The following is a 17,945-nucleotide window of genomic DNA, read 5'->3' as shown; positions in this document are numbered from 1 at the left end:
AAGGTTTGTATGCCTAAGTATTTTGACAGTTAGGTTATAACAACTTTGTATAAAAATTATTTAGTAAAAGATTATTAGAATGTTATAAAAATTATCCATAGTTGTCGCTTAGGAGAGTAATCTTACAAACAATTCAATTAAATTACACAAACTTAAATATTTTAAGAAAAATAGAGATAAAAATAGAAGAAAAATAAAGAGGAGATCTTATGTTTATTGTGTTTGAGGGTATAGATGGGAGTGGAAAGACCACAATCTCAAAAAAATTGGCTAAAAGTATAAACGCATTTTGGACTTATGAGCCATCAAATAGTGTTGTAGGAGAATTGATTAGGAAAATACTTTCTGGAAATGTTAAAGTTGATGATAAGACCTTAGCTTTGTTATTCTCAGCGGATAGGATAGAGCATAACAAGAAGATCAAAGAAGAACTTAGATACAGGGATGTTGTGTGTGATAGATACCTCTACTCTTCAATCGCTTATCAAAGTGTTGCAGGTGTTGACGAGGACTTTATAAGGTCGATAAATAGATACGCATTGAAGCCAGATCTTGTTTTTTTGTTAATTTGCGATATTGAAACTGCATTAAAACGAATAAACACAAAAGATATTTTTGAAAAAAAAGAATTTTTAGAAAAAGTGCAAGAGAAATACTTAGATCTTGCAAAAAAAGAAGGTTTTGTAATCATAGATACAACAGACAGAACCGTTGAGGACGTTTACAGTGAGGTTTTTAAAACAGTGAAATTAAGATCCAACTATGGTTTTTAAATAGGTAATAACAAAATATATAAACAATTAATATTTAGAGTGGTATGTTAAAATTGTTAAAGGTGGGGATTATGAAAGTTGAATGTGATATTCCTATTTCTGAAGTTATGAGCTTTCCAGTCATTACTGCAAAAAAGGATATGAGTGTTTATGATATTGCAAACATAATGACAGAACATAATATAGGAGCAGTGGTGATCGTTGAAGATAACAAACCCGTAGGAATTTTAACTGAGAGAGATATTGTTAAAAGAGTTGTATCAAAAAATTTAAAGCCGAAAGAAGTTTTAGCAGAAGAAGTTATGAGCAAAAAAATAATAACCATACATCAAAACGCGTCAATAACAGAAGCTGCCAAAATTATGGCAAAATACGGAGTAAAAAGATTACCTGTTGTTAAAGATGGGAATTTAATGGGTATAATTACTCAAAGCGACATAATTAAAATATCTCCAAATCTACTGGAAATCGTTATGGAATATGCATCAATAACTCCCGAAGATGTGGAAGGGCTTTCATTAGACACAGATGAATTTAGCGAAGAATATATTAACGGAATATGTGAAAACTGCGGTTATCAGGGCAGAGTAAGATTATATCAAGGAAGATACTTATGTGATGAATGTATAGAAGAATTCGAGGAAAAAGAGGAGTAAATTAAATAAAAATAAATTACAAAATTAATTAAAAATCATCTATGAGCCAAACCAACTATCTCTTTTAAAGTTAAATTTTCTTCCTTTAAAAATGAACATATCTCATCACAGATCTTTTTAAACACATTATATCCCCTATAATAAACTCCACTTCCAACTTGAACAGCTGAAGCACCCGCCATCATATACTCAATAGCATCCTCCCCACTCATTATCCCTCCAACACCAATAATAGGCACATCGAAGTTCTCATAAAGATCCCAAACTGCCTTTATACCAACGGGTTTTATCGCTTTTCCACTCAATCCTCCAAATTTGTTGGATAAAATGGGTTTTTTCGCTTTAATATCAATAACCATTCCCCTAACAGTATTAATTGCCACGAGCCCATCTACCCCCGCCTCTACAACCGCTCCAGCTATTTCTACAATATCACTAACATTGGGAGTTAGTTTAGCAAAAACAGGGATTTTAACAACGTCCTTAACCGCAGCACATACGTTATATGACATCTCTGGATTTTGTCCTATTGTTGCCCCATAACCCTTCGCATGTGGACAGGAAATATTTAATTCAATAGCATCAACAAAACTTTCAATTTTCTTAGCGACATCCATAAATTCCTTCTCATCCTTTCCATATATAGAACCAATAACTCTAACACCCATCTTTTCAAGGTCTTTTTTAACAGATTTTATTTCCTCTATGTATTCATCAACCCCAGGATTTGGTAAACCCATTGCATTTAAAAATCCACCATAAACTTCTACAATTGTAGGATTTTTATGACCAGGGTTTGGATATAATCCAACTGATTTCGTAACAACTGCCCCAGATCCTCCCTTTGCAATTCTTTTTAATGCACTACCTGTTTCTCCCATTATTCCACTTGCTAAAAACACAGGATTTTTGAATTTAATGCCACAAATATCTATTTCTAACATAATAATCCACCATCCTCTTTCTTTAAAACTATAAACCACAATACAACTATTCTTACGTTTTTTTTATGGTTTTTTTATGTTTTTAATTTTATTTTTTGATATTGTTTAAAATGCATTATTTAATATAAACCAGTTTTTACTAATCTACTATAAATTCTATTCCTTTTATTATAATTACCGATTTTTTTGTTATTTTTTATTTAATAATTATTAATCTTTTTGCATACTTGTGATTTTTAGCAACTTTGTTAAGTTGAAACAATACAGAACCAAAAGTTTTAAATAGTAATTACTATGGTATTATGATATAAATTTTCAATAGTTATATAATAAATTGTTTAAAATTGTTTAAAAGCCATTAAAACTTTTTAGACAGATTAAAATTAAAAATATACTTAATTTAACTTTTGTGTTTAAACTGGAAAACCTAAAAACGTGAAAAATAAATAAAAAATTAAAAATATAATTAAAAAAATATGATAAGGTGAGTTAAATGCCAGCACCAAGATACAGATCAAGATCATATAGGAGAGTTTACAGGAGAACTCCTGGAGGAAGAATAGTCATCCACTACAAAAAAAGAAAACCAGGAAAACCAAGATGTGCAATTTGCGGAGCAGAACTCCACGGAGTTCCAAGAGGTAGGCCAGTAGAGGTTAGAAAATTACCAAAAACTGGAAGAAGACCCGAAAGGCCATATGGTGGCTACTTATGTCCAAGATGTTTAAAAAGATTAATGATTAAAAGAGCAAGAACACTTTAAAATAAAATTAAAAAATCAATATAACATAATACACAACTGCTTATAACATTTACATTATCCATCAATATATATTTATATATGTTGTATGAAAAAATATTTATAGTAAAGGAATCCATTTTAGATGGGTGAATAGATGATAATCACAATCGGGGGGCTACCAGGAACTGGCACGACCACAATAGCAAAAATGATAGCAGAGAAATACAACCTAAGACACGTATGTGCTGGCTTCATATTTAGAGAGATGGCGGAAGAAATGGGCATGGATTTGCAGGAATTTAGCAAATACGCTGAGGAACATAAAGAAGTTGATGAAGAGATAGACAGAAGGCAAGTAGAGATAGCAAAACAAGGAAATGTCATATTAGAAGGAAGATTAGCAGCGTGGATGTTATTAAAAAACGGAATTAAGCCAGATTTAACCATCTGGTTTAAAGCCCCCCTTGAAGTTAGAGCAGAGAGAATTAGTAAGAGAGAAAACATCGATAAAGACATTGCTCTAAAAAAGATGATCGAAAGAGAGAATAGTGAAAAAAAGAGATATAAAGAAATATATGGAATAGATATTGATGATCTTTCAATTTACGATCTGATAATTGATACTTCAAAATGGAATGTGGAGGGAGTGTTTAATATCGTCTCCTCTGCCATAGATAATCTACAACAATAAAAAACCGCAGAGGGAAGGTATTAAACCTCCCTCATTTGGAGGATGAGTTGTGATTCGCGAGAATCACAACAACAAAAATGAGGTGAGGTTAATGCCAGCAGTAGAAGTAGGAAGAGTTTGTATAAAAACAGCAGGAAGAGAAGCAGGACAGATCTGTGTTATAGTTGATGTTTTAGATAAAAACTTTGTAGTAGTTGATGGGTTAGTTAAGAGAAGAAGATGCAACATAAAACACTTAGAGCCAACAGAGAAAAAGGTTGACATTCAAAAAGGAGCTTCAACAGAAGAAGTTAAATTAGCTTTAGATGCTGCAGGACTCTTAAAAGAAGAGGAGTAGGATAGTCAACATTTAAACTATTAACTGAAAAACAAGTTTCACTTTTTTATTTTTTATAGTTTTTTAATTTTTAAATAATTATTATATAGGTAAGATAACTGTCTATTAACTTTATAATTTATAACATTTATAACATAATTATATCCAAAATTTACACTTATTTTTAAATTGTTTAATTGACATTTAAATTATGTTTATCGTTTAATCATTTCAATCAATTTATTACAATATGTTGATTTTCATTTTGTATGGAAAAGTTAATACATAAATAAATAAGTTGATTAAATAATTTGATTCGTTATTGGACAAATAAATTAAGAATCAAGATCCAATAAACTCAATAAAATAAAATTAAAAATAAAATTGATGATACCATGTTCATTAATCATCCTCTAATTAAACCAAACATACTTGAAGCGAGAGTATATCAACAAATAATTGCAGGAAATGCCTTAAACAAAAATACTCTCTGTGTGCTATCCACTGGATTGGGAAAAACAGCGATAGCCATACTTGTTATAGCAGGTATTTTAACAAAAAAAGACGGAAAGGTTTTAATATTGGCCCCCTCACGCCCATTGGTAGAGCAACATTATAAAAAATTAAAAGATGTTTTAAACATTGATGAAGATAAGATAATTGCCCTAACTGGGAAAATATCCCCAAAAAAACGAGAAGATCTTTACAAAAAAGGAAAGATATTTATTGCCACACCGCAAGTTATAGAAAACGATATAATTGCAGGAAGAATCAATATAGATGAGTTCATCTTACTTATAGCCGATGAAGCACACCATACAACAGGAGATCACTCCTACGCTTTCGTTGCAAAAAAATTTAGAGATAAATGCCACATATTGGGATTAACAGCTTCTCCTGGATCAGATATTGATAAAATTATGGAGATATGTGAGAATTTAGGGATAGAGCATGTTGAAGTGAGAACTGAGGATGATGAGGACGTTAAACCATACATTGCTAAGATTAAATTAAAACCCATAAGAATTGAACTACCTAAAGAGTTTAAACAGGCATTAACATTGATAAACGAGGCATTAAAAGAGAGATTAAAAATATTGAAAGATGCGGGAGTTGTAAACTCAATATACCATATAACTAAAACAGATCTCATAGAGTTAAATAAACGTTTATTTGCATATGATGAGCAAATAAAATATGAACTAATAAAGGTCTGTTCTGAAGCGTTGAAATTAATGCACGCAAGAGAACTATTAGAAAGTCAAGGAAAGACAGTATTCTTGAATTATATAAATAAATTATCATCACAAAGAACCAAATCTGCTAAATCTGTAATTAACGATGAAAAAATTATAAAGGCGGTTAATCTACTACTAAAATCAAATACAGATCATCCAAAATTAGAAAAAGTCATAGAAATGGTTAAAAAAATCTTAAAAGAAAATAAAGACGAACGAATAATAATATTCGCTCAATATCGTGATACAGTTGAGAAAATAGTAAATCTTCTAAACCAGAATGAAATAAAGGCAATAAAATTTATAGGCCAGGCAAGTAAAGAAAAAGGAAAAGGAATGACACAAAAAGAGCAAATAAAGGCAATAGAAAAATTCAAAAAAGAGGGAAGTGTCTTAGTTTCAACAAGCGTTTCAGAAGAAGGAATAGACATCCCATCTGTAAACTACATAATATTTTACGAACCCGTTCCCTCTGAAATAAGATTTATTCAAAGAAGAGGAAGAGCAATGAGAGGAGAAGGAGGAAACGTTTTTATTCTTATTGCAAAAGGCACAACAGATGAGGCATACTATAAAAGTGCACTTTACAAAGAAAAAGGAATGAAACAAATACTCAAAAATATGTGTAAAATATTAAACAAGAAATTAGCTGAAAAAAATAAAGAAAAAAAGATAGAATCTAACATCACTTCGGAAATTCAGAGTAAAAAAGAAGATGTTTCAATATTAGAAACAGAAAAAGATGTAATAAAAAACAATAACAACGAAAAGACAAAAAAAGAGAAGAAACAAATTACTATATTGGACTTTATAAACCAAGTTAATAAAAATGATAAAAAAGAGTATAATAAAGATGATAATAAAAATAAAGATAAAGAAAGCATGAAAAAACAGTTGAAAATCATTATAGATGTTAGAGAGAGGAATATGGCTAAACTTTTACATAACTATGCGAACATTGAACTAAAAACCTTAGAAGTTGGGGACTATATTTTAAGCGATAGAGTAGTTGTTGAGAGAAAAACAGCTGAGGATTTTGTAAATTCAATAATTGATAAAAGATTATTTAACCAGTTAAAAAACCTTAGAAAGGTTGAAAGACCATTATTAATTATTGAAGGAGATAATTTTAGCAGAATTCACGAAAATGCACTTAAAGGAGCCATTTTATCAATAACTTTGGATTTTGGCATCCCAATAATCTTTACAAAAAATGCTGAAGAAACAGCCGATTTACTAATAAAGATTGCTGAGAAAGAGCAAATAAAAGAGAAAAGGGCTGTTATGGTAAGGTATGGAAAGACAGCAATGTCTTTGAAGGAACAGCAGAAATTCATTGTTGAAAGTTTGCCAGATGTTGGTGGGGCGTTAGCTGAAAGGTTGTTAAAGCACTTTAAGACAGTTGAAAATGTATTTACAGCAAAGGAAGAAGAATTAATGAAAGTTGATGGAGTCGGAAAAGAGAGGGCTAAAAAGATTAGAGAGGTTTTAACAGCAGAATATAGGTAATATTCTTGCATGTTGCCATCTCAAAATCCATTTTTTCTTTCCATAACTTTTATTACGTTATTTCTTGTTTTAAATCATCCATAAATATGTGATTATGTAGATATATAGACAAATAAATAATTAGCTTTTATTTTATGAAACCTTAAAGATTAATATATTATCTTACATTAACAGTAATTATATTATATAATATTTGATTTTATTTTAAAGTTAGGTGATAATGATGATAAACTATATTGTTGATTTCTTTGCAAGTTATGGATTGTTTGGACTTATTAGTTATATAGTTTTAGTTTATAGCGGTTGGTTTTGGTTAGGAATTGAGTTAAAGAAGAGAGAAATTTTTGAAGGACAGGCATTTACAGTGTTGATTTATATCTTTTTATTGGGAATTTCATGGGAAATTGCAGATGAGATTGCAGGGAAAATTTTTATTGAATATGTGATTGCAAGTGGAATTGTATATGGGATTACACTTGGAATTGCATGGTGGATTATAAGAGGAGAGTATAGAAAAATTACATGGTGGATTGCAGGCGGATTTATGCTTGAAATTGCATGGTGGATTACATACTATACAAACTATTATAACGTTGAAATTACTGACATGATTGAATTTGTAATTGCAGAGATGGCCATATTTGCAATTGCATTTTGGATTCTAAGGATGATTTCACATAGAATTGCAAGAGTAATCGCATTTGGAATTGCACTTGGTATTATAGGAAAGATTATGTCAGAGATAGTAGGTTGGGGTACAGGTTTTGTATGGTATATCACAGGCGGATTTGTAGGGGGAATTACATTTGAAATTGCAAGTATAATTGCAGATAAGATTGCAAAATCAGAATACAATAAATCACTTGAAAATCTGAAAAGAGAGGATTATAGTAATTGTTTAAAACATTTAAATGGAAGTTTATATTTGTTAAGAGATTATAGTAATAAAGAAATTCCTTACCACAACAAAGATTTGGCATATGAGATAATATCTCTAAAAGACAATTTAGAACAAATTCAAATAGCAAATGAGTATTACAATTCAGGTAATTACAAAGAAGCATTAAAAACATACATAAAAATAAACGAAAATGCATCTAAGAATGAAAATAAAGATTTAAAAGAAATCATCAAAGATAAAATTGAAAATACAGAATCAAAACTTAAAAACCAATTTAAAGAACAATTGCAAAAAGCAGATGATTTGTTTAATAAAAATAAAATAGAGGAAGCATTAAATGAATATAAAAAATTATTAAATGAATATCCCATGTTTGAAAATGAAACAAAACATAAAATCAAAAAATGTAAGAAAAAATTAGAAGATGAGCGTATAAGACAGTTAGAATCTGAATTTAAAAACCAACTACAAAAAGCAGATGAATTATTCAAAAATAATGAAATAGAAGAAGCGATGGATGAATACGAAAAATTGTTAAACTTATTATCTGGAAAATATCAAAAAATATCATACAAGTATGAAAAAGTCCTAAATGATAAAATCCAAAAATGTGAGGAAATTCTTAAAAATCCACCATTGGAATTATTATTAGAAAGAGCAAAAAGATATTCTTCTGAAGCATTAATTTTATTTAATCAAAATAAACTAAGTAAGGCAATTGAAAAATGGAAGGGAGCTGTCAAACAGTACGAAAGAGCAAAAGAAATTGCAAAACTAAAAGAAGATAAAGAAATTGTTAAATTAGTAGATAAGAATATTAAAGTTATCATCAGTAATATTTTTAAAACTGGAATTAAATTAATAAATGATAAATTAACCAATATATAATAAAATTCAAACTGATTTTAATTGGTGGGGTTAGTATGTTTGAATATATAATTGAGATCATATCAATTGTAATAAGTATAAAAATATTAGAAAAAGTAGAGAAATACGTAAAAACCAAAAAAGTTTTAGAGACATCACCAGTAGGATGGCTTTTTAAATTTATGTATTGGTGGATAATTTTAATTGGAATGATTATTGTTTGGGAAATTTTAGCAAGTATTTTTGGATACAGTATAAATAATACTGGCGAATTTGGTAATATAATGATATGGGCCTCCGTAAATGGATTCTCAAGTAGATGTTTTGGAAAGATTGCATTTTGGACATTATTGTTATTTACCTTATTATTGGCATGGGAACCGATGGGTCTTTCAGGGGCAATTGTGTCGATGATCTTCTTTTTTATTTCACGACATTATGATAAAATAATAACATTTAAAATTTCCGAATCCAGTAAGATATTGACCAGAAACGATACGCTCTACAATAAGTCAGATTTACTTACTTCTTATCTATTAGAAGCAAAGGAACTATCATCAAAGGCAATGAATGATTTCCAAAATAATAATATTCCTAATGCAATAGAAAAATGGAAAAAATCACTTGAATGTTATAAAAAGGCGGAGAAAATAGCTAAATCAAATAAAGATAATGATTTGGAATTATCCATACGTGATAATATAAAATCAATAATTAAAAATATATTAAATGCAAAAATTGATCTAATATCAAATAAACTTAGGGGATAAACTATGATAAAAGAGATTTTAAAGGATATTAGTGAACTTGAGAATTTTTTAAATCAAAATATGCATTATTTAGATAGAGAAGAGTATAAACAGTATCAAGAGATAATATCTGAACTCAGAATAAAAGCCAAACTAAAAGATGTTGAGTTAAAAATAAATGAGGCAATAACTTTAAAATCAAATAAAAACTATTCCAAGGCCAGAGAAACATTAAAAAAGGCATCAAAATTATTAGAAAACATAGAAGATGAAACAATAAACAAAAGAATCAAAACCTTTAACAGTCAAATAACTCAACTAAAACTTCAAATAGAAAATGAGCTTATCCAAATTAAAAATTTACTCTTAGGGGATGAATCAACAGTAGATATTCAAATTAGACCCGTAGGCGTAGCTAATTTGGGAATTGAAGAAGATGAAAACCTTAAAAAACTAAAACAACTTCTCTCAAAATACCAAAATCCAGTAAAAATTGGAGAGGGTGGCTTCTCTTATGTATTTAGAGCAGTAAAGAATGGAAAAACAATAGCAATAAAAGTTCCTAAGGAATTAACTGAATTAACAGGAAAGATGTTTTTAAGAGAAATTGAAAACTGGAAAAAACTAAACCACATAAACATAGTCCAACTTTATGATTACAACATCCTTCCATATCCGCACATAGAGATGGAATACTGTGAAACTGACTTAAACAAAATCAAAAACAAACTAAACATTAGAGATGCGTTAATGCTGATGTTTGAGGTATTAAACGGTTTAAAATATGCCCATAATAAAGGAATTATTCACAAGGACTTAAAGCCCTCAAATATCTTAATCTCCAACGGAATCCCAAAAATAACTGACTGGGGATTAGCAAAGGAGGAGACATCAAAATCAACAACCATAAATGCTCTAACTCTCCAATACTCAGCACCAGAACAAATAACCAAAGTAGGTGAGGATAAAAGGACAGATATTTACCAAATTGGGATTATTTTGTATGAATTAACTACAAAACAACTTCCATTCAATGGGGATACTTTTGACATATTGGAAAAGATTAAAAATGAAGAGCCACAAAAACCTTCCCAGATAAACCCATTAATTGATGAAGAATTGGAAAGAATAATTCTAAAATGCATCCAAAAGGATAAAACTAAGAGATACCAATCAATAGATGAATTGCAGAAGCATTTGGCAGGTTATCTAAATGTCCAACTGACCGAAGAGTTAAACAGATCAAAAACTCAGAAGGATTTTAATAGAAGTGTATTTTACTGTGCTGATTTGGTTTTGTTTCATTTAAATAACAATGATCTAAAAACTGCATTAAATTACCTATATGATCTAAAATACTATGCTGAAAAGCACTGTTCTGATGATGTAATTAAAGCAATTAATAATTTAATTGAAGGAGTTAATTACAGGATAAATGAAGGGATAAAAGAACCCTCTGATGAATTAAAAATAAATGCAAAAATTATAATTGAAAAAGTTAAAATGAGATTTTAGATAATTGATATTATATCGAACTATGTGAATTTGATTGGGGGGTGTTATGGTTATTAAACTATTAAAAAAGATTTTCAAAGGTGAAAGTTTAGAGGATCTAATAAAAGAAGGTGACAATTTTTTTATAGAAGGTAAGTATATACTTGCTAAAAAAGCTTATTTAGATGCATTAAAAATAGAGGATAATAAAAAAATAAGAGATAAAATAAAAATTATCGAAAAAATTGAAAAATTAAAAAAAGATGCAGATAATCTGTTTGAAAATGGAGCATATAACAATGCATTAAAAAAATATGAGGAGATTTTAAAGTTAAACCCTAACGATACTAATATAAAAACAAATTTAAATATCTGCAAAGAAAAAATATTATTAAATGAGGGAGAATTATTATTTAGATCTAAGAAATATGAAGATGCATTATCAAAATTTAAAGAAGTTCTAAAAATAGATTCCAAAAATTCAATAGCAAAAGCAAAAATCAAAATGATAGAAAACATATTAAGGATTGAAGAGATAAACAAAACTGCAAAGAATCTTTTTAACAAAGGAAAATATAATGACGCGATTAAGTTATATAACGAAGCGTTAAAATTAGATCCAAAAAATGACGTACTCTGGAACAACTGTGGAAATGTTTATTATGCATTAAAAGATTATCAAATGGCTTTAAAATGCTATGAAAAGGCACTGTCTTTGAATCCAAAAAATGAACTTGCCATGTATAATAAAGCACTGATTCTTAAAGATATGAGGGAATATAAAAAAGCCCTTAGCATAATAAACACACTAATGCATTTAAATCCAAAAAATGAAAAAGTATTTGAGCTTAGAAAGAAAATTATCGCAGAAATAGGGAATAATTTAAATCAATCGGATAATAACTCTAAATTCCCAACCCTCCAAAAGGCGGTTAAAGAATATAAAAATGGAAATTACTATAAAGCGATTGAATTATTAAATCAGTGTTTAAGTTCTAATGAAAACGATACAGAGGTTCTTAGATATTTAGGAGATGCATATTTAAATATAGGGAATTATTCAAAGGCATTAGAATGTTTTAATAAGATTCTAAAAACGAATAACAAAAATGTAAATGCAAAAAATAAAATAAATTATGTAGCAAATAGATTAAAATCAGAAGGTTTAGCCCATTACAAAAACAGAAACTATAAAGATGCGTTAATATTATTAGACGAATATTTAAAACATAATAAAAAAGATACCGAAGCATATTATTTTAAGGCATTATGTTATGAAAAATTAGGATTTTATGAAGAATCTTTATTATGTATAAATAACGCATTAAAATATAACAAAAATAATAAAAAACTCTTAGAATATAAAAAATCTCTTATGGAAATGCTAAATAATAGCAAGCTTAACAATACATCGTTAAATGATAAAACAAACGATAATAGCGTAAAAAATACCTCTCAAAATATGCAAAAAATATCTTCATCTAAAAACAATGTTTTAGGAAATTTTTCTAAGGATGAAATTCTTAAGCATTTTAACAAAATTAATAAAAGCTCTCTTGATACTGGACTATTATATAAATTAGGTGATTTTTTTATTTCCGAAGGAGAATATGACAAGGCCTTGAAATGTTATGACTCAATATTAAATAAAACAATAGAAGCAGGTGCACTATGGAGGAAAGGAAAATGCCTATACCTAATGAATAAATTTGACGAATCAATTAAATGTTTTGAAGAATATGCAAAACGATATAAAAATAGCACAATAGTTTACAATTTATCTTATGAGTTTGGAAATATATTATATAATAAAAGAGATTATGAAAACGCTATAAAATACTACCAGTTTATTGAAAAAAATTATACCAATAATCTAAAAAATAAAATAATCTGTCGTAAAAAAGATCTCTTAGAAAAAATCGCTAATTGCTATTATAATCTTGGTGATTATAATAATGCATTAAAATATTTAAAAATGGATAGTGTGAAGAATAATACATTATTGTATAATGTCTTAGTTAAATTTGGCGATTCGCTACTTAAAAAAGCAGATTACAAAAATGCTATAAACTATTATAAAGAAGCACTAAAAATTAATAATAATACTACTTTACGGAGTATGATAAAGTCCTTAGAAGAGCAAAATAACCCACCAAATCTCATAATAAACTTTCCAAAAACTACATTTGTATTAGGTAGATGGGAAAAGATTAAAGTTAAGATCATCAATAAAGGTGAAGGAACTGCAAAAAATGTCCAATTAAAATTTTCTGATGATTTTAATGTTAAGGGCATATCTCCACTATCAATTAAAGGAAAATCATCAGAAGAACTAACTATATATGTAAGACCAAACTATGAAGGAATTGTCCCATTAGAAATAGCAGTTGAATACCAACACAACAACAAGACCTATCAAAATACCTACAATTTTGAAGTTGAAGTTAAAGGAGCACACATATACAAAGAAAAATCGTTTAAACTCACAGACATTATAAACCCGTCAACACCAAAAACATTTCCACCAGAGTTGGAAGAATTCTATAAAAATATTCAATTTATCGGACAAGGTGGCTTTGCAAGGGTCTTTAAGGCAATAAGAGTTAAAGATAACTTACCAGTAGCTATAAAGCTACCAATATCTTTAGATGCTTCAACTGGAAAATCCTTTATAAAAGAATTAGAAAACTGGACTAAACTAAATCATCCGAATATAGTTAAGGTCTATGATTATAACATCCTACCAATTCCTTACTTTGAAATGGAGTTGTGTGATGAGTCATTAGAGGATTATTTGAAAAGAAAGAGAGTTTTAGATGTAAAGGAAGCTTCTTACATAATCTTTAACATTGCAGAGGGATTAAAATATGCCCATAATAAGGGAATCATACATAGGGACTTAAAGCCACACAATATATTGCTAAAAAACGGCATTCCAAAAATAACCGACTGGGGACTATCTAAGGTTATATCTAAGTCCACTTTAACAACAAGAGGAGGATTTACTCCTCATTATGCCTCTCCGGAGCAGATAAATAATACTAAAACTGATGAAAGAACAGATATTTGGCAATTGGGCGTTATCTTTTATCAATTAACGACTGGAGAATTTCCATTTGACGGAAAGTCAGTAATAGAAATAGGCATGAAAATAATTACAAAAAAACCTAAACCACCTAAAAAAATAAATTCTGAAATAGACAGTAATGTAAGCAAAATAATCCTAAAATGTCTAAATAAAAATCCTAAAGATAGATACTCATCAATATTAGAACTGCAGAGGGACTTAGCTAAATACCTTCAAATAACCTTCAAAGAAGAACTTAAAAAGTCCATAACTATTAGAGATTTCAGTAGAAGTGCTTTCTATTGTGGAGAGTTGTTTTTAATGTGTTTAAAAATCAATGATGGTGTAAATGCCTATAAATACTGTGGGGACTTAATTGAATATGCAAAAGGAGATATTAAAAATGATTTAATTAAATTAAAAGAAATGATTGCCTATAGGGTAGAGAATAAAATGCCCATTCCAGAAGAAATAATATCATCAGCAGAGGTTATAGTGCATAAGATAAAATTAAAATTCTGAAAAAAATTAAACAGAGGCGATAAAATGATCAGCAAATTAAAAAATCTATTCAGCAAAAATAAAAATCCCTTAGATATTCCATTAGACAAACTAAAAGAATCAAAAATAAAGCTGGATGTACAAATTAGAAAATTGGAGAACGAAATGGCAAATATTGACGATCAAATAACTGCACTTTTTGAAAAAGCAAAGAACGCAAAAAGCAGAAGTGAAGAGCTGACAATAGCTACAAAAATAAAGACATTAAACCAAAGGAAAAAGCAACTGCAAAATTCTCATGCTTTATTAAATAAGCAAATGAGGTTCATAGATAATTTATTGGTTATTAAAGAAAATGAAGTAATATTAAAATCCACTCCACTATGGAACACTTTAAGTAAAATGTCCCCAGAAGAGTTAGAAAAGGCACTTATTAACCTAAGGTTGAATAGTGAAAATGTTATCAATACGCTCAATACTGCACTGGGAATTACAGACGATACTTTATCTATGGCTTCAGAGGAGTATGATGAAGATATTGAAGATATTTTAAAAACCATCCATGCAGTTAAAGAGGGAGAGTTGGATGTTGAAGATGCAAAAGAAATAGTAAGTGAAGAGAAAAAGAATAAGGATAGGATATTATTTGAATAACAACATATATTTGGAGTGTTTATATTCTGCTATATTATCTTATGATTTTACATAATATGATTATTATTGTTTTTAGATAGATAGTTAAGTTTAAGATACGAGGGGATCTTTAATGGAAATTGACTTATCAGGAGCTCTAATGAATCAATTCAAAAAAGCAAAGTTGGATTATGAAAAAGCAAAAAAAAATGGAAATATGTCCTTAGCAAAGAAAAAGGCATTAGAGTGTTCTAAGTTATTAAAAGAGTTAGCAAAATATGACACTTACAATGCAAAAAGTTATGTAGAAAAAGCAGAAAAATGGCAAATAGTGGCAGAGAATATTAATGAAGTATTTGAATCAAAGACAAAAACAACAAAATCGATAAAGAAATCAACTTTTTCTCAAACAAACCAATCAGAAGAAAAAGAGGAGAATGAGATAGACAAATTTAAAAATTATGTAAAGAACAACTTAATCCAAAAATCACCAGTAAAATGGGATGATATTGGTGGTTTAGAGGATGTAAAACGTTTAATGATGGAAACAATAGTTATCTCTGCCCTACAAAAACCAAAATCAATACAACCATGGAAAGGTGTCTTGCTTTTCGGACCTCCAGGAACTGGAAAAACATTATTGGCATCTGCCTGTGCAGGAAGCTTAGATGCTACATTCTTTAACGTTAAGGCATCATCAGTAACAAGTAAATACTTTGGGGAATCATCAAAGATAATAACTGCCCTATATGAAGTTGCAAGGGAGTTAAGTCCAAGTATTGTATTTATTGATGAAATTGACGCTCTAACAACAAAAAGAGGGGAGGGAGTTAGTGAGGCATCAAGGAGAATGCTCTCAACATTATTAACTGAATTGGATGGATTCCAAGATAAGGGAAAAGATTTGTTGGTCTTAACTTTATCTGCCACTAACACACCCTGGGATTTGGATGAGGCAGTTTTATCAAGGTTTCCAAGAAGGATTTATATTCCCTTGCCAGATAAGAAAGCAACAAAAGAGATTATTAAAATTAATACAAAAGGTATTGAGTTAAATATTGATTTAGATGAAATTGCTGAAAAATGTGTTGAGAGATTGTATTCAGGAAGAGATTTAAAAAACCTCTGCCAAGAGGCGATTTGGAACATGATTAGAGATGTTAATAAGAACTTGTATGAATTGGCTAAACTGCCTTATAATGAATTAAGAAAGAGGAAGCTAAAAACAAGAGCTTTAACTAATAATGATTTTGAAGAGGCATTTAAGAAGATTAAAAGTCCATTAACTAAGAGAGATATTGAGAAGTATGAGAAATGGGCTGAAGAGTTTGGGGGATAATTTTAATTTAATTTTAAAATAAATAACGGGATGCTTATGGGAATAAAAGATTTTCTAAGAAAAATTGGAATTGATAAGGAAAAAGAAGATAAACAGAAATCAGAAATTGAAATTCCCGTGGAGGACGTTGTAGATATAGAAATATCAAAAATAGAACTGATAGATAGCTCTAACAATGATATAAATGATATAATTGAAGATAATGCCTATGGAATATCCCACAAAGGAAATAGAACGAACAATGAGGATAGTATTTTAATCAAAAGGATTGAAGATATCTACCTATTGGCTGTTGCAGATGGAGTTGGGGGACATAAGGCGGGAGATGTTGCTTCAAAGATGGCAATAGATATTCTAAAAGAAGTTATTAAAGAAAAATACAATCAAAACCTCTCAATTGAAGGAGTAAGACAACTCCTAAAAGATGCTTATGAATCTGCTCATAATAAGATAAAAGCAGAGGCAGTTGGAGATAAGGAGGGAATGGCTACAACTTTAACAACTGCAATAATTAAAGGGAACTTAGCAATTATAGCAAACTGTGGAGATAGTAGGGCCTATTTAATTAGAAATAACGAAATTGTAGAAAGGACAAGGGATCATTCTTTAGTTCAAGCTTTAATCGACGAGGGGCATATAACGGAGGAAGAAGCAATACACCACCCAATGAAAAATATTATAACATCAGCATTAGGAATAGATGATTTTAAGGTTGATATTTATGAGTGGAATTTGAAAGAGGAGGGGGATATTTTATTGCTAAGTTCTGACGGATTGCATGATTATATTAAAAAAGAAGAAATCTTAGAAGTAATTAAAAATAAGAATAATCCAAAAGAAATTGTTAAAGAGCTTTTAGATATTGCTTTAAAGAAGACAAAAGATAATGTGAGCATTATAGTATATTCACATAAAACATACTAAGTTAGATAAAGAAAAATAGTGATAATTTGTTTTTATCATTGTTTATAGTTATTACTTCGATAATAAAATTTCCCAACTACATATGACGGCTCTCCGCCCTAAAGGGCGGAGTTTCGGGAGAGCAGAGGGCTCCGCCAAAGCCACTACCCCTATCCCTTAACGGGACTCGGGGCTACCTCCTCTCAACCGTTAGCCCCCAGCAGTGGGATTTTCGATACCGAAGCGAAGCTTCGGGTAGCAAAATCGAAGATTTTCCCTGAATCCCACCCATAATAACGTGGACTGGAGGCAATAATTAGTATATCGAATTGGATATATAAACCTTATCCCCGCCCGCCTCCCCTATCTTCGAGCGTAGCGAGGAGAGTAATGAAAACCGTTAGGTTTTCATCTGAATTCCTCTCCGAGCTAAAGCTCGGAGCTTCCTTAGCGACAACTAATGGTAAATATAAAAGTGCTATTAAATTAATTTAAAATTTAAAAATAGATAAATAGTTTTATTGGAAGAGATCAATTGATGTAGAGTTAGGGGATCAAATAATATCCAGATTATGAAGTATAATCCAATAAAAAACTTAAAAATCTGAATCCATCAAATTAC

At 29.5% G+C, this 17,945-nt stretch carries 14 protein-coding genes; 13 read left to right on the top strand and 1 reads right to left on the bottom strand.

Going from position 1 to position 17,945, the window contains the following annotated elements:
• Positions 1 to 209 precede the first annotated feature (209 nt).
• Positions 210 to 773 carry a dTMP kinase gene (tmk, locus tag METVU_RS04950; RefSeq protein WP_015733091.1) on the top strand — a complete coding sequence of 188 codons (564 nt, stop codon included), beginning with the start codon at positions 210 to 212 and terminating at the stop codon, positions 771 to 773.
• Positions 774 to 844: 71 nt separating this feature from the next.
• Entirely contained in the window at positions 845 to 1,429 is a 585-nt protein-coding gene (locus METVU_RS04945) for a CBS domain-containing protein (RefSeq protein ID WP_015733090.1), read from the top strand.
• Positions 1,430 to 1,464: 35 nt separating this feature from the next.
• Here the strand turns inward: METVU_RS04945 and METVU_RS04940 are convergent, their stop codons facing one another.
• Positions 1,465 to 2,373 (bottom strand): dihydroorotate dehydrogenase, encoded by a 909-nt coding sequence (locus METVU_RS04940; RefSeq protein WP_015733089.1) that lies wholly within the window; start codon positions 2,371 to 2,373, stop codon positions 1,465 to 1,467.
• A 493-nt stretch (positions 2,374 to 2,866) separates the two neighbouring features.
• Between METVU_RS04940 and METVU_RS04935 the strand changes: the two genes are divergently transcribed.
• From METVU_RS04935 to METVU_RS04885, 11 genes are all read left to right on the top strand, one after another.
• Positions 2,867 to 3,136 carry a 50S ribosomal protein L34e gene (locus METVU_RS04935; RefSeq protein ID WP_015733088.1) on the top strand — a complete coding sequence of 90 codons (270 nt, stop codon included), beginning with the start codon at positions 2,867 to 2,869 and terminating at the stop codon, positions 3,134 to 3,136.
• A gap of 133 nt (positions 3,137 to 3,269) precedes the next feature.
• Positions 3,270 to 3,806, top strand: a complete 537-nt coding sequence (gene cmk, locus METVU_RS04930) for a (d)CMP kinase (RefSeq protein ID WP_015733087.1) — start codon at positions 3,270 to 3,272, stop codon at positions 3,804 to 3,806.
• A gap of 91 nt (positions 3,807 to 3,897) precedes the next feature.
• Positions 3,898 to 4,143 carry a 50S ribosomal protein L14e gene (locus METVU_RS04925; protein ID WP_015733086.1) on the top strand — a complete coding sequence of 82 codons (246 nt, stop codon included), beginning with the start codon at positions 3,898 to 3,900 and terminating at the stop codon, positions 4,141 to 4,143.
• 374 nt (positions 4,144 to 4,517) lie between these two features.
• Positions 4,518 to 6,869: a DEAD/DEAH box helicase gene (locus tag METVU_RS04920; protein WP_015733085.1), complete on the top strand. Its 2,352-nt coding sequence runs from the start codon at positions 4,518 to 4,520 to the stop codon at positions 6,867 to 6,869.
• Between the two features lie 223 nt (positions 6,870 to 7,092).
• Positions 7,093 to 8,658 (top strand): DMT family transporter, encoded by a 1,566-nt coding sequence (locus tag METVU_RS04915; RefSeq protein WP_048196819.1) that lies wholly within the window; start codon positions 7,093 to 7,095, stop codon positions 8,656 to 8,658.
• Between the two features lie 35 nt (positions 8,659 to 8,693).
• On the top strand, positions 8,694 to 9,407 hold the full coding sequence (locus METVU_RS04910) for a hypothetical protein (RefSeq protein ID WP_015733083.1): 714 nt from the start codon (positions 8,694 to 8,696) through the stop codon (positions 9,405 to 9,407).
• 3 nt (positions 9,408 to 9,410) lie between these two features.
• A complete protein-coding gene (locus METVU_RS04905; protein ID WP_015733082.1) occupies positions 9,411 to 10,901 on the top strand; it encodes a serine/threonine-protein kinase in 1,491 nt (496 codons plus the stop codon).
• 46 nt (positions 10,902 to 10,947) lie between these two features.
• Complete coding sequence (locus METVU_RS08820) at positions 10,948 to 14,469, top strand: tetratricopeptide repeat protein (protein WP_015733081.1); 3,522 nt, start codon at positions 10,948 to 10,950, stop codon at positions 14,467 to 14,469.
• Between the two features lie 24 nt (positions 14,470 to 14,493).
• A complete protein-coding gene (locus tag METVU_RS04895; protein WP_015733080.1) occupies positions 14,494 to 15,102 on the top strand; it encodes a hypothetical protein in 609 nt (202 codons plus the stop codon).
• A gap of 112 nt (positions 15,103 to 15,214) precedes the next feature.
• Positions 15,215 to 16,420, top strand: a complete 1,206-nt coding sequence (locus tag METVU_RS04890) for an ATP-binding protein (RefSeq protein WP_015733079.1) — start codon at positions 15,215 to 15,217, stop codon at positions 16,418 to 16,420.
• Positions 16,421 to 16,456: 36 nt separating this feature from the next.
• Entirely contained in the window at positions 16,457 to 17,344 is an 888-nt protein-coding gene (locus METVU_RS04885) for a PP2C family protein-serine/threonine phosphatase (protein WP_015733078.1), read from the top strand.
• Positions 17,345 to 17,945 lie beyond the last annotated feature (601 nt).

Origin of the sequence: Methanocaldococcus vulcanius M7 (assembly GCF_000024625.1) — an archaeon.
Lineage (GTDB): Archaea > AGJL01 > Methanococci > Methanococcales > Methanocaldococcaceae > Methanocaldococcus > Methanocaldococcus vulcanius.
The sequence above is the reverse complement of the archived record's forward strand: the minus strand, read 5'-3'. Positions and strand labels throughout refer to the sequence as shown.

Excerpts from the sequence above, each read along its gene's own strand:
- tmk (WP_015733091.1), top strand. The coding sequence starts at position 210 with ATGTTTATTGTGTTTGAGGGTATAGATGGGAGTGGAAAGACCACAATC.
- METVU_RS04945 (WP_015733090.1), top strand. The coding sequence starts at position 845 with ATGAAAGTTGAATGTGATATTCCTATTTCTGAAGTTATGAGCTTTCCA.
- METVU_RS04940 (WP_015733089.1), bottom strand. The coding sequence starts at position 2,373 with ATGTTAGAAATAGATATTTGTGGCATTAAATTCAAAAATCCTGTGTTT.
- METVU_RS04935 (WP_015733088.1), top strand. The coding sequence starts at position 2,867 with ATGCCAGCACCAAGATACAGATCAAGATCATATAGGAGAGTTTACAGG.
- cmk (WP_015733087.1), top strand. The coding sequence starts at position 3,270 with ATGATAATCACAATCGGGGGGCTACCAGGAACTGGCACGACCACAATA.
- METVU_RS04925 (WP_015733086.1), top strand. The coding sequence starts at position 3,898 with ATGCCAGCAGTAGAAGTAGGAAGAGTTTGTATAAAAACAGCAGGAAGA.
- METVU_RS04920 (WP_015733085.1), top strand. The coding sequence starts at position 4,518 with ATGTTCATTAATCATCCTCTAATTAAACCAAACATACTTGAAGCGAGA.
- METVU_RS04915 (WP_048196819.1), top strand. The coding sequence starts at position 7,093 with ATGATAAACTATATTGTTGATTTCTTTGCAAGTTATGGATTGTTTGGA.
- METVU_RS04910 (WP_015733083.1), top strand. The coding sequence starts at position 8,694 with ATGTTTGAATATATAATTGAGATCATATCAATTGTAATAAGTATAAAA.
- METVU_RS04905 (WP_015733082.1), top strand. The coding sequence starts at position 9,411 with ATGATAAAAGAGATTTTAAAGGATATTAGTGAACTTGAGAATTTTTTA.
- METVU_RS08820 (WP_015733081.1), top strand. The coding sequence starts at position 10,948 with ATGGTTATTAAACTATTAAAAAAGATTTTCAAAGGTGAAAGTTTAGAG.
- METVU_RS04895 (WP_015733080.1), top strand. The coding sequence starts at position 14,494 with ATGATCAGCAAATTAAAAAATCTATTCAGCAAAAATAAAAATCCCTTA.
- METVU_RS04890 (WP_015733079.1), top strand. The coding sequence starts at position 15,215 with ATGGAAATTGACTTATCAGGAGCTCTAATGAATCAATTCAAAAAAGCA.
- METVU_RS04885 (WP_015733078.1), top strand. The coding sequence starts at position 16,457 with ATGGGAATAAAAGATTTTCTAAGAAAAATTGGAATTGATAAGGAAAAA.